The organism is Prevotella sp. lc2012 (genome assembly GCF_900107065.1).
GTDB lineage: Bacteria > Bacteroidota > Bacteroidia > Bacteroidales > Bacteroidaceae > Prevotella.
The window spans coordinates 345530-358506 of the sequence record NZ_FNUF01000001.1 but is presented as its reverse complement, the minus strand read 5'-3'; the positions used below and the strand labels follow the sequence as shown (position 1 = coordinate 358506).

Annotated in this window: 10 protein-coding genes; 8 read left to right on the top strand and 2 right to left on the bottom strand. The window is 46.2% G+C overall.

Features of this window, described 5'->3' with window-relative positions; translation table 11 throughout:
- Positions 1–51 precede the first annotated feature (51 nt).
- Positions 52–1500, bottom strand: a complete 1449-nt coding sequence (locus BLU99_RS01600; protein ID WP_091899422.1) for an anaerobic C4-dicarboxylate transporter — start codon at positions 1498–1500, stop codon at positions 52–54.
- A 207-nt stretch (positions 1501–1707) separates the two neighbouring features.
- On the opposite strand from BLU99_RS01600, the gene ileS reads away from it, so the two are divergent.
- From ileS to BLU99_RS01560, 8 genes are read left to right on the top strand one after another with little or no spacing between them, the layout of a single operon-like run.
- Positions 1708–5268 (top strand): isoleucine--tRNA ligase, encoded by a 3561-nt coding sequence (gene ileS, locus BLU99_RS01595; RefSeq protein WP_091899421.1) that lies wholly within the window; start codon positions 1708–1710, stop codon positions 5266–5268.
- Between the two features lie 34 nt (positions 5269–5302).
- Positions 5303–5689, top strand: coding sequence for a TraR/DksA family transcriptional regulator (locus tag BLU99_RS01590; RefSeq protein ID WP_091899420.1), 387 nt, complete (start codon positions 5303–5305; stop codon positions 5687–5689).
- Between the two features lie 17 nt (positions 5690–5706).
- Entirely contained in the window at positions 5707–6339 is a 633-nt protein-coding gene (locus BLU99_RS01585; protein WP_091899419.1) for a lipoprotein signal peptidase, read from the top strand.
- A 2-nt stretch (positions 6340–6341) separates the two neighbouring features.
- Positions 6342–7298, top strand: a complete 957-nt coding sequence (locus BLU99_RS01580; RefSeq protein ID WP_091899418.1) for a DUF4296 domain-containing protein — start codon at positions 6342–6344, stop codon at positions 7296–7298.
- Positions 7299–7304: 6 nt separating this feature from the next.
- Entirely contained in the window at positions 7305–8618 is a 1314-nt protein-coding gene (locus tag BLU99_RS01575; RefSeq protein ID WP_091899417.1) for an MFS transporter, read from the top strand.
- Positions 8619–8629: 11 nt separating this feature from the next.
- Positions 8630–9361 (top strand): 16S rRNA (uracil(1498)-N(3))-methyltransferase, encoded by a 732-nt coding sequence (locus tag BLU99_RS01570; protein ID WP_091899416.1) that lies wholly within the window; start codon positions 8630–8632, stop codon positions 9359–9361.
- A gap of 29 nt (positions 9362–9390) precedes the next feature.
- Positions 9391–10713, top strand: a complete 1323-nt coding sequence (locus BLU99_RS01565; RefSeq protein ID WP_091899915.1) for a phenylacetate--CoA ligase family protein — start codon at positions 9391–9393, stop codon at positions 10711–10713.
- Positions 10710–11210, top strand: a complete 501-nt coding sequence (locus BLU99_RS01560) for a DUF3256 family protein (protein ID WP_091899415.1) — start codon at positions 10710–10712, stop codon at positions 11208–11210. The genes BLU99_RS01565 and BLU99_RS01560 overlap by 4 nt, the downstream gene beginning before the upstream one ends.
- A 236-nt stretch (positions 11211–11446) precedes the next feature.
- Here BLU99_RS01560 and proS read toward each other — a convergent pair whose 3' ends face one another.
- Positions 11447–12925 carry a proline--tRNA ligase gene (gene proS / locus BLU99_RS01555; protein ID WP_091899414.1) on the bottom strand — a complete coding sequence of 493 codons (1479 nt, stop codon included), beginning with the start codon at positions 12923–12925 and terminating at the stop codon, positions 11447–11449.
- Positions 12926–12977 lie beyond the last annotated feature (52 nt).

The following is a 12977-nucleotide window of genomic DNA, read 5'->3' as shown; positions in this document are numbered from 1 at the left end:
ATAAAGAACAGGGCCCGCAGTTGTGCGAGCCCTGTTTTCTTATGAGTATTTTTAATAGATGATATTAGAGAGCGTATAGGCTACGATGGTGGAGACGATCACACTGATGAGACCTGGCATCATGAACGAATGGTTCAATAAGTATTTGCCGATGACGGTCGTCCCAGAGCGGTCAAAGTTCACCGTGGCGATATCCGAAGGATAGTTGGGGATGAAGAAATAACCGTAGACAGAAGGCAGTACGCCGAGAAGTACGGGACCGGAGATACCCAACGAGTAGGCGAGGGGAAGCATCGCCACGACAACAGCTCCCTGAGAGTTGATGAGCACAGAAACCAAGAAGAACACCAGTGCTATCGACCACGGATAAGCTTTCACAATGTCGGCCAGCATCACTTTCATCTCAGGCAGATAGTTGGAGAAATAAGTATCGGCCAGCCAGGCAATACCGTAAATGGCCACGACGGCTACCATGCCCGACTGCCACACAGGACCGGAGACAGCTTTCTTCGGGGCTGCCTTACAGAAGATAATCATCAAAGCGGCGGCAGAGATCATAACGATCTGGATGACCAGGTTCATAGCCAATGGCTTGTTGAACCATTCTGTCATGCCATTTACATGGACCTTTGCCTTCACCAGCATGTCTGCCGTCAGCGTGGCATTCGTATCGAGGATGAGCGGTTCTGAGCCTTTCACGGCACGAAGGGTATCGTAGGCAGGCAACGCATTCTGGAAGATAGCGAAGAAGACAATGACGGCCAATGCACCGAGGAAGATGAATACGGCATTCTTTGCTGACTGCGGGATTTCCTTGTCGAGCGTCGTGGCATTGCTGCCGTAGATATATTTATATTGCTCAGGATCCTTTAATTTGGCCTGGAACTTCGGATCCTTATCGAGGTCGAGTCCACGGTGGTAGCTGGCAGCGGCAGCGGCCATCAGACCACAGAGACAGGCTGGTATTGAGATCATCAGCACGCCCGGAATGGTGATGTCGAAGTGGTTGGCATTGGAGATACTTACAAAGGCTACTACGGCAGCAGCGATGGGCGAGCAGGTGATACCAACCTGTGATGCCACAGAAGCCACGCCACAGGGGCGTTCTGGACGAATACCTTTCTTTAGGGCGATATCACAGATGATCGGCATCAGTGTATACACCACATGACCTGTTCCTACCAATATGGTCAGGAAGAAGGTACACAACGGAGCCAGGAATGTAATCCGGTCGGGATGCTTACGTAGCAGTCTTTCTGCCATCTGGATCAGCCAGTCCATTCCACCGGATGCCTGCATGATACCAGCACAGGTGACGGCGGCGATGATGATGTAGATAACATCTGTCGGTGGCGTGCCGGGTTTTAGTCCGAAGCCAAAGACCAGAATGGCCAATCCGATACCGGAGATGGCACCCAGGGCAAGGCTGCCGTAACGTGAGCCTACCCACAACGCTCCAAGTACGATACAGAGCTGAAGAATCATTGTAAAAGTTACCATAGATTGTTGATTTGTGTTTATTGTTTTTTGATGATGTTGCTATTCTGGTATATTACTGCAAATATAAGCAATTTATTTATAAAACAACACTTTTTTAGCGGAAATATTAAAAATATTAATTTCATTTTGTAGGCTCGAATATTTTTAGTACCTTTGCGCCCAATATAAAAGTAGAAGAAAAGAAATTTAAGACATAAAGAAGATAATATGGCTAAGAGATTTGCCGAGCATAACGGTCTGAACCTGACCCAGGTCAATAATGATATTCTGGAGATGTGGCGTGCGAAAAACGTGTTCTGGCGCTCTGTGGAAGAGCGTGAGGGCTGTCCGCAGTTTGTTTTCTTCGAGGGACCTCCCTCGGCTAACGGACATCCCGGTATTCACCACGTACTGGCTCGTACCATCAAGGATACCTTCAACCGTTACAAGACGATGAAGGGATATCAGGTGAAGCGTAAGGCAGGATGGGATACCCATGGTCTGCCCGTAGAGCTCGGTGTAGAGAAAGAGCTCGGTATCACGAAGGCAGATATTGATAACAAGGCTTCGGAGAAGTATATCTCAACTGAGGACTACAATAAGAAGTGTCGTGAGAATGTGATGATGTTCACCCAGGAGTGGCGTGACCTGACGGAGAAGATGGGTTATTTTGTTGATCTGGACAATCCGTATATCACCTATGACAACAAGTATATCGAGACGCTGTGGTGGTTGCTGCAGCAGTTCTATAAGAAAGGCCTGCTCTACAAGGGTTATACCATTCAGCCGTATTCGCCAGGTGCCGGTACAGGATTGAGTTCACACGAATTGAACCAGCCCGGTTGTTACCGTGATGTGAAGGACACCACTGTTACCGCTTTGTTCAAGGTTCTGAATCCTAAGGAGGAGTGGACCAAGTGGGGAACACCTTACTTCGTGGCATGGACGACCACACCCTGGACTTTGCCTTCGAACACCGCCCTTTGCGTAGGTCCGAAGATTGACTACGTGGCTGTGGAGACCTATAACGCCTATAATGGTGAGAAGATTACTATCATCTTAGCAGAGAGTCGCCTGAACGCCTATCTGGCTCCCGAAGGTAACATGACCGACGGTGAGGAGATGCCTGAATACAATAAGGGCGAGAAGTTTGTACCTTATCGTATTGTTGGCCACTATACTGGTGAAGAGCTGGTAGGACTGAAGTATCAGCAGTTGATGCCATGGGTGAAGCCATCGGCAAAGCTTGACCAGAACGCAGCCGACTATGTGAAGGCATACGCTGCAGCTCATCCTGAGAAGGTGTTTACCGGTGAGAACGGTAAGGATCAGTTCGTGGAGATGGAGAGCGAGGCTTTCCGCGTGATTCCCGGAGACTATGTGACCACAGAGGATGGTGCCGGTATTGTGCATATCGCACCTACCTTTGGTGCTGACGATGCCAAGGTGGCCAAGGATGCTCATATCCCAAGTCTTTTCCTTATTAATAAGAAAGGTGAGACGCGTCCGATGGTTGACCTGCAGGGTAAGTACTATGTGATGGACGAACTCGATGATAACTTCATCGCTAAGTGTGTGAACAAGGAAGGCTATGGCCATCATGCAGGTGACTATGTGAAGAACGCATACGCCCCTGAGTTCAATAAGGACGGCAAGTATGATGAGCAGGCTGCAGCCAAGGCAGAGGATCTGAACATCGTCATCTGTATGGAGATGAAGCAGGAGGGCACAGCTCTCAAGATTGAGAAGCACGTACACAACTATCCTCACTGCTGGCGTACAGACAAGCCCGTGCTCTACTATCCGCTTGACTCTTGGTTTATCCGATCTACGGCCAAAAAGGACCGTATGTTCGAACTCAATAAAACCATCAACTGGCAACCGGAGTCAACTGGAACAGGCCGTTTCGGTAACTGGTTGGAGAATTTGAATGACTGGAACCTCTCTCGTAGCCGTTTCTGGGGAACACCACTGCCCATCTGGCGCGACGAAGATGGCAAGGAGATCTGTATCGGTTCTGTGGAGGAGCTCTACAACGAAATCGAAAAGGCTGTGAAGGCTGGATTCATGAAGAGCAATCCGTTGAAGGATAACGGTTTCGTGCCTGGTGACATGTCGAAAGAGAACTACGACAAGATTGACCTCCATCGTCCGTATGTTGACCATATCGTATTGGTGTCTGAGAATGGTAAGCCCATGAAGCGTGAGAGCGACCTGATTGACGTCTGGTTTGACTCTGGTTCGATGCCTTATGCCCAGATACACTATCCGTTTGAGAACAAGGATCTCATTGACAAAGGCATTGCCTTCCCCTGTGACTTTATCAACGAAGGTGTGGACCAGACTCGAGGTTGGTTCTTCACGCTGCATGCCATCGCTACGATGATCTTTGATTCCGTGGCATTCAAGAATGTGATTTCTTCAGGTCTTGTGCTCGATGCTAAGGGTAACAAGATGTCGAAGCATGTGGGTAACGTGGTGAATCCGTTTGATATGATTGGTAAGTACGGCAGTGATGCTGTGCGTCTGTATATGATGACAAACTCGGAGCCTTGGGACAACCTGAAGTTCGATCCTGAGGGCGTTGACGAGGTACGCCGTAAGTTCTTCGGAACCTTGTATAATACATACAGTTTCTTTGCGCTGTATGCCAATGTAGACGGTTTTGATCCACAGGCTGCTCAGGTAAACTTTGATAAACGTCCTGAGATTGATCGTTGGATTCTCTCTTGTCTGAACACACTTATCAAGGGTGTGGAGAAAGAGCTCGACGGTTATGATCCCACACGTGCAGGTCGACTGATCGACACATTCGTGAATGACGACCTGAGCAACTGGTTCGTTCGTCTGAACCGTAAGCGATTCTGGGGTAAGGAGATGAGTGAGGATAAGCTCTCAGCTTACCAGACACTCTATACTTGTCTGATGACCGTAGCTAAGTTACTGGCTCCGTTTGCGCCGTTCTATGCCGACCAACTGTATAAGGATCTGGGTGGCGAACTCGACTCAGTACATCTGGATCAATTCCCTGTAGCCAACGAAGCTCAGATTGATAAGGATCTGGAGGCCCGTATGGAAATGGCTCAGAAGATTACCTCGATGGTACTTGCCCTGCGCCGTAAGGTGAACATCAAGGTTCGTCAGCCGCTGCAGGCCATCATGATTCCTGCCGTTGACGAGACTCAGAAGACGCACATTGAGGCCGTGAAGGACCTGATTATGAACGAGGTGAACGTGAAGGAACTTCGTTTCGTCGAAGGTGCTGGTGTGCTGGTCAAGAAGGTGAAATGTAATTTCCGTACGATGGGTAAGAAGTTCGGTAAGCTGATGAAGAGTGTGGCTGCCGCTATGGATGCCCTTTCGCAGGAGCAGATAGCTGAACTCGAGAAGCAGGGTACCATCGATATCGAGGTCGAGGGCCAGCAATTGACAGTTGAAGCCGTAGACGTTGATATTATCAGTGAGGATATTCCGGGTTGGTTGGTAGCCAACGAGGGGAACCTGACAGTAGCCCTTGAGGTAGAATTGACTGAGGACCTGAAGAACGAGGGTATGGCTCGCGAGCTGATTAACCGCATTCAGAATATCCGTAAGGAGAGTGGTCTGGAGATTACTGACCGCATCAGTGTGACGCTGGCTCCGAACGATGATGTAAAGAAGGCCGTAGAAAGCTTCGCCGACTATATCAAGACACAGGTATTGGCCGATGATATCAAGTTGGAAGCCAATGATGGTCAGGAGGTTGACTTCGATGAGTTCAAGTTGAATATTAAAGTGAGTAAGAAATAGAACAATAACTATCAAACTTAATGTCTTAATTATTATGGCAGAGAAAACACGATACACTGACGAGGAACTGGAAGAGTTCCGTCAGATCATTAACGAGAAGATGACATTGGCAAAACGTGACTATGATCAGATGATGCGTGTATTGACCAATCAGGACAGCAATGATGTCGATGACACATCACCCACCTATAAGGCTTTGGAAGAAGGGAGTGTCACACAGTCAAAGGAAGAGTTGATTTCCATGGCTGCCCGTCAGCAGAAGTTTATACAGGGCTTGAAGGCTGCATTGGTACGTATAGAGAACAAGACCTATGGTGTTGACCGCATTACCGGACAACTGATCCCGAAGGAGCGTCTGCGTGCGGTGCCACATGCTACTTTGAGTGTGGAGTCGAAAATGAATCAGAACAAGAAAAGGTGATTTCAAGTAAGAGCCTTATGACAAAAGGCAGAGTGGCGGCACTGGTGGTAGTCGCCATTCTCCTTATAGACCAAGCCATCAAGATCTGGGTCAAGACTTCGATGACATTACATGAGAGCATCCATGTGTTCGATTGGTTTTACATTACGTTTATCGAGAACATGGGTATGGCCTTTGGTATGCAGTTAGGCAGTAAGATTGTATTGTCTCTGTTTCGTGTCGTGGCTATTACCGCTCTTGTTTATTATATCCGGTCGGAAGTTAAGAAGAATGCGAAGACTGGATATGTCATTTGTCTGGCTATGGTGTTGGCCGGTGCAATCGGTAATCTGATTGACAGTATGTTCTATGGACTGATCTTCAACGAGTCGTCTCCTTTTTATGTCTCCTATTTTGTACCTTTCGGAACAGGCTATGCGCCGTTTTTGATGGGAAAAGTGGTTGATATGTTCTATTTCCCTATAATAGAGACTGATTGGCCATCGTGGATTCCCTTAATCGGAGGAGACCATTTCGTTTTCTTCAGTCCTGTTTTCAATTTCGCAGATACCAGCATTAGTGTTAGTGTCGTTCTTTTGCTATTGTTCTATCGCGAAGAGATCGGTAAGATATCTTTGAGCAGAACGATTCAGAAAGAAGGGGAGTCATAGTCATGAAGCGTGGAGTCGTACATCTGGTCACAATGGTGGTGCTGACAGGGCTTTTGTCTGCCTGCAAGCCTGGTGTTCCTTCTCGGTATATTCAGCCTGACGAGATGGAGGATCTCCTATATGACTATTATATTGGGCAGAATATGGCATATGATCATGATGACTCTGAGGGAATAGACTACCAACGAGAGTTGATATATCAGGCAGTCCTGAAGAAACACGGAGTGACGCAGGCTGAGTTTGATTCCTCTTTGGTCTATTATTATACACGTGCTGACCGTTTTGTAAAGATCTATGACAGAGTGCAAAAAAGACTTAACGATCAGGCATCGGAACTCGGTGCACCTGTCAGTGAAGTGGAACGCTATATGAGTCTGTCCCAGACGGGGGACACGATGGACATCTGGAACGGTAAGCGTCATTTGATGCTATTCCCTCAAGCGCCGTGTCATGTTATGCAGTTCGCTTTGAAAGCAGACTCGTCCTTTCACCGTGGAGACAGTTTTATGTTGTCATATAACGCGAGTTTCCTGGTACAGAGTGGTTCGAAAAGTATGACAGCCTATCTGTCTGTGATATACGAGAATGACAGTGTCGCCTTCCAGCAGCAGACTTTCTCTTCACAGGGAAGATCCTCTGTGCGTATTCCTGCTTGTGATAAGAATGTAAAGGAGATAAAAGGCTTCTTCTATATGCCTCCTCGTCAGAGTACAGATCAAACTAATGACATGTGTCTGCTGTTTATTGACTACATCCAACTTATCAGATTCCATCATCAGCAAAGTTCCCATCAGACTATGCCGAATAATGATAAGGACGTGGAAGGACAGAGCGACACGTTGAAGCATGACGTTGATACGATAGAAAGACGGGCTCGTAAACTCGGAGAACGATCGATTTCCTTGAACAAGAAGAACGAGCCTGTAAAAACAGATTTAAAACCAATAACTAGAAAATAAAGAGATATGAACCTGAAAATCCGTTTGGCACTTATGAACTTCCTGGAGTTTGCCGTATGGGGTGCCTATTTGACATGCATGGGAAACTATCTGGGAGTAGCAGGATTGGGAGATAAGATCTCCTGGTTTTATGCTATTCAAGGTATTGTCAGCATCTTTATGCCTACTCTGATGGGTATTATTGCAGATAAATATATCCAGCCACAGCGATTGTTAGGACTCTGTCATCTGGTGGCAGGAGCATTTATGCTGGGATGCTGGTGGATGGGATTACAGGCAGGTTTCGGTCAGGAGCTGACAGACAAGTCGACCTTTATTACCCTCTATACGCTAAGTGTGGCTTTCTTCATGCCTACCATCGCATTGTCAAACACGTCTGCTTTCACGATCTTAAAGAACAACGGACTTGACACGGTGAAAGACTTTCCGCCCATTCGTGTTCTGGGGACGGTCGGTTTTATCATAACAATGTGGTTTGTCAACTGTGCAGTCTGGGAGAACGGCTCCTTCTTCATGACACTTGCAGATAATTCCCATAAGTTCCAGTATACCTATATGCAGTTCTTTGTCTCTGGTATCTTAAGCATTGTGTTATGTCTCTATTGCTTTACTTTACCAGAGTGCAAACTGGAGAAGAAACAAGGTGTATCTCTGTCAGAGACCTTAGGACTTAATGCTTTTAAGCTGTTCAAGAATAGCAGAATGGCGATGTTCTTTGTGTTCTCAGCTTTGTTGGGAATGTGTCTGCAGGTAACCAATGGTTATGCAGGTCCATTTATCACGAGTTTTAAAGGTAGTTCAGATATCGCCGTTGCATCTTCGTTTGCGGCCAATAACGCAACACTGTTAACATCCATCTCTCAGATTAGTGAAGCACTATGTATATTGATGATACCTTTCTTCTTGAAAAGATACGGAATCAAGATTGTGATGTTGATGTCCATGTTTGCATGGGTATTCCGCTTCGGTTTCTTCGGAATAGGTAATCCTGCCATGCCTGGAGTAATTATGTTTATTCTCTCATGTATTGTGTATGGGGTGGCCTTCGACTTCTTCAATGTATCGGGTGGTATTTTTGTGGATCAAGAGTGTGAACCGTCTGTAAAAGCATCGGCACAAGGTCTGTTTATGATGATGACCAATGGTGTTGGAGCAACAGTTGGCACATTGGCAGCCGGAGAGATTGTTAATCACTATTGCTCTTGGGAGAACGGCTTCTTACAAGGAGATTGGACCGCTTGTTGGTTTATTTTCTCCGCTTTTGCATTAATAGTAGCCGTCTCGTTCGCTATCGTCTTCCATCCGGAAAAGACACACTAAGTAAGAGCACGATGAAGGAAGTGAGATTTTTCTATGTCCCAGATGCAGGACAACAGACAGAGTTACCTGCAGAGGAGGCTATGCATGCGGTACGTGTGTTGCGCCTGAAAGAAGGAGATGAGATGTTCCTGATGGATGGTGCAGGTTCCTTTTATCGTGCTAAGGTGACAATGGCTGCATCACACCATTGCTATTATGAGGTAGAGGAGAGAATCCTGCAAGAACCTCAATGGAAGGGACATCTTCATTTGGCTATCGCTCCAACAAAGATGATGGAACGAATGGAATGGATGGTTGAAAAGGTGACTGAGGTAGGAATTGATGAGATATCATTCCTGAACTGCCAGTTCTCTGAGCGTAGAATGATAAAGATACAACGCCTTGATAAAATCGTCATATCTGCGGTTAAACAGAGCCATAAGGCATGGAAACCGCTACTGAATGAGATGACCTCATTCAAACAGTTTCTTGAAGGGCATCGTGAAGGTCGACGATATATTGCACATTGTTACGAGGAGATTCCTCGGACCAACCTGTTTGATGAGTTGCAAAAATCTCATGACACAGAGGATGTGACGGTATTAGTAGGACCGGAGGGCGATTTTTCTGTTGATGAGGTTAAACAGGCGGTTGACGCAGGCTTTCAGTCCGTAGACTTGGGGAAAAGTCGTCTACGCACAGAAACAGCAGGACTGTCTGCCGTGATGACAATGCATCTAGGACAACAAATATTACAACAATAAACCGAACAAAAATGACTGACGAAAAGATTATGTCCACCATCAAACCAGATGGGGAGTATTGGCAACCGGAGATTGAAACGATGCCACGAGAGCAGCTAAGACAGTTGCAAGTTAAAAAACTGAAAGAAACGATTAATGTCTGTCTAAAATCGCCTTTTTATAAGAAACGCTTAGGCGAAGTAGGAGTTACAGCCGATTCGATTAACAGTCTCGACGACTTGCGCAAGATACCTTTCACCACGAAGCAGGATCTGCGTGATAACTATCCCTTCGGACTTGTCGGCGGTAATATGGATGATGCCGTTCGTATTCACTCTACCAGTGGTACGACAGGTAATCCCTGTGTTGTTCTATATTCAGAGCACGATATCTGCTCATGGGCTAACATGATAGCCCGTAACCTCTATATGGTGGGCTGTCGTAAGAGCGATGTGTTCCAGAACTCATCTGGTTATGGTATGTTTACCGGAGGATTGGGCTTCCAGTATGGAGCAGAATGGCTGGGTGCTATGACAGTTCCTGCAGCTGCAGGTAACTCCAAGCGTCAGATCAAGTTTATTAAGGACTTTGGAACAACTTGTCTTCACGCGATACCTTCATATGCCATCCGTTTAGCTGAGGTGTTCAAAGAGGAAGGCGTAGATCCTGCCACCACCAAACTGCGCACGCTCTGCATCGGTGCCGAACCTCATACCGAGGAACAGCGTCGTCGTATTGAACGTATGCTAGGTGTCAAAGCCTACAACTCTTTTGGAATGACGGAGATGAACGGTCCAGGCGTGGCCTTTGAGTGTAAGTATCAGGATGGTATGCATTTATGGGAAGATAATTATATCGTTGAGATCGTTGACCCTGACACGTTGGAACCTGTGCCCGATGGTGAAATGGGAGAGATGGTACTTACGACCCTAGACCGCAACATGATGCCTATTCTGCGTTATCGTACTCGTGACCTGACCCGTATCATCGCTGAACCTTGTAAGTGTGGACGTACGCATCGTCGTATCGACCGTATCAAAGGACGTACAGACGATATGTTTATTATTAAGGGTGTCAATGTGTTCCCAATGCAGGTAGAGAAGATCCTCGTGCAATATCCCGGGCTCGGTTCAAACTATTTAATTACCCTTGAGACTATTGATGATAATGATGTGATGACGGTAGAGGTTGAACTCGATGGATTGCAAACTGATATATATCCTGAAATGCAGAAGATGATGAAGGATATTCAACGTGCTCTGAAAGATGAGATTCTTCTAACACCTGTGGTTAAACTTGTCAAGAAAGGTTCTCTGCCTCAGAGCGAAGGTAAGGCCGTACGAGTAAAGGACTTGAGACCGAGTAGAGGATGAAAAGATGGATGATTGCGGCCTTGATGGTGCTTGCGACAGGGCATGTATATGCACAGAAAACGTGTATAACGGATGTCTTTAAGTTGATGCCGGATTCTATTATGCCATACCTGTCTGTCAATAACCGGCTTGATTTTATCGACTTCTTGGAGTCAGGAATGAAAGCTGAGGTGAGGAACCAACTGGGTGGCATTAGTGAGATGACAGCTTTGACAGAAGATAGTTTGTCTATTAAGATGAATGATGCCCTAAAAGTTGACATGTTGCTGATGCGACTTGACGAACCTGTAGACACCATCAACCAGATTGTAGTCGTTATTGAAACATTTATGACAGACTCTATATATGGAGAGAGTTCTGTTCGTATTTATACACCTGAATGGCAGTGTATTACAAAGAGGCATATACCATTGAATCAGGAGCAACGTCAACGTGTCGAAAGGATCAGGCTGCAAAATATCCTTAAATGGAACGAAGATAAATTAAATAAAAGTTAAATATGATTTCGTGCAGATATTGTTTAGATCACACGAATGAAAATCTTTACTATATTTGCATTGTGTTTTTCATGGTATTAGATTATTAAGGTTAATAAACTGAGTATTATTTGTCGAGAGACAGGTAAAATTCAACCTCCATGCGCAGTATAAGATTTTATAATGCGGATGGTTCAAAAAAAGGGAGCCTGAGAAGGTTCCCTTTTTACATGGATATAATGAAGTGGGGGTAATGCTTAATAGCTTCTGGCTATAATTACACGTGCCTTTGATGGTTTACCGCTGACCATATCTACGCCAGGCGTCTGTTCTACGCCAAAGGGCACGCAACGGATTGTGGCCTGTGTCTCTTCCTTTATCTTAGCTTCGGTCTCAGCTGTACCATCCCAATGGCAGAGGAAGAAACCTCCGTCTTTTACTTTTTCTTTGAACTCCTCGTAGTTCTCGCACTCATAGATGCGAGCATCACGGTAGGCCTTAGCCTTTTCAAAGATATTCTTCTGGATGTCCTCCAACAACTGCTCCACATATTCTACGATTCCCTCAATAGGACGAGTCTCCTTCTCAAGCGTATCGCGACGCATTACCTCAATGGTGCCATTCTCTAGATCACGAGCGCCCATGACGAGACGTACGGGTACTCCCTTCAACTCATAATCGGCGAATTTGAAGCCTGGGCGTTTATTGTCTGCATCGTCATATTTCACAGTGATACCGGCTTTTCGTAATGCTTCGATTACGGGAGTCAGTCGCTCCGTGATATGCTGCAAATCATCACCTTTGGAGATGGGGACGATGACAACCTGGATTGGCGCGAGTCTTGGCGGAAGTACCAGACCATTATCATCAGAATGTGTCATGATAAGGGCACCGATGAGTCGGGTAGAAACACCCCATGATGTGGCCCAAACATATTCAGGTTTGTTGTCTTTGTTGAGGTATGTTACCTCGAAAGCCTTCGCGAAGTTCTGTCCTAAGAAGTGCGACGTCCCAGACTGCAAGGCCTTGCCGTCCTGCATCATTGCCTCAATAGTATAGGTGTCAAGAGCGCCTGCGAAACGCTCTGTCTCACTTTTCACTCCTTGGATAACGGGAACTGCCATCCATTCTTCTGCAAACTTGGCATATACTTTCAGCATCTTCTGTGCTTCCTCTTCAGCTTCTTCACGGGTAGCATGGGCTGTATGTCCTTCTTGCCACAAGAACTCAGAGGTACGGAGGAACGGACGGGTACGCATCTCCCAACGCATGACATTACACCATTGATTGCACATCAGTGGCAGGTCACGCCAGGAGTGAATCCAATTCTTGTATGTGTTCCAAATAATTGTCTCTGATGTTGGACGTACAATCAGTTCTTCTTCCAATTTAGCCGCAGGATCGACCTCCACACCGCTTTTGTCCTCTTTTGCACGCAGACGATAGTGTGTCACGACAGCACATTCTTTGGCGAACCCCTCTACGTGTTCAGCCTCTTTCGAGAGGAACGATTTGGGAATCAACAAGGGGAAGTAGGCATTTTGAGCGCCGGTCTCCTTGAACATCTTATCCAATTGCTGCTGCATCTTCTCCCAAATGGCATAGCCGTAAGGCTTGATAACCATACACCCACGCACGGCAGACTGTTCTGCCATATCAGCTTTCACGACAAGGTCGTTGAACCATTGGCTGTAATTCTCCGCACGTTTTGTTAATTCTTTTAATTCTTTGGCCATTGTTTTTTTGTCCTTAAACCTAATTTGCGTGCAAAATTACTAAAAAAATATG

What these genes read in the sequence shown, in the direction of transcription:
- BLU99_RS01575 (WP_091899417.1), top strand. Translation starts at nt 7,305, where the DNA reads ATGAACCTGAAAATCCGTTTGGCACTTATGAACTTCCTGGAGTTTGCC.
- proS (WP_091899414.1), bottom strand. Translation starts at nt 12,925, where the DNA reads ATGGCCAAAGAATTAAAAGAATTAACAAAACGTGCGGAGAATTACAGC.
- BLU99_RS01580 (WP_091899418.1), top strand. Translation starts at nt 6,342, where the DNA reads ATGAAGCGTGGAGTCGTACATCTGGTCACAATGGTGGTGCTGACAGGG.
- BLU99_RS01570 (WP_091899416.1), top strand. Translation starts at nt 8,630, where the DNA reads ATGAAGGAAGTGAGATTTTTCTATGTCCCAGATGCAGGACAACAGACA.
- BLU99_RS01565 (WP_091899915.1), top strand. Translation starts at nt 9,391, where the DNA reads ATGTCCACCATCAAACCAGATGGGGAGTATTGGCAACCGGAGATTGAA.
- ileS (WP_091899421.1), top strand. Translation starts at nt 1,708, where the DNA reads ATGGCTAAGAGATTTGCCGAGCATAACGGTCTGAACCTGACCCAGGTC.
- BLU99_RS01560 (WP_091899415.1), top strand. Translation starts at nt 10,710, where the DNA reads ATGAAAAGATGGATGATTGCGGCCTTGATGGTGCTTGCGACAGGGCAT.
- BLU99_RS01590 (WP_091899420.1), top strand. Translation starts at nt 5,303, where the DNA reads ATGGCAGAGAAAACACGATACACTGACGAGGAACTGGAAGAGTTCCGT.
- BLU99_RS01600 (WP_091899422.1), bottom strand. Translation starts at nt 1,500, where the DNA reads ATGGTAACTTTTACAATGATTCTTCAGCTCTGTATCGTACTTGGAGCG.
- BLU99_RS01585 (WP_091899419.1), top strand. Translation starts at nt 5,707, where the DNA reads ATGACAAAAGGCAGAGTGGCGGCACTGGTGGTAGTCGCCATTCTCCTT.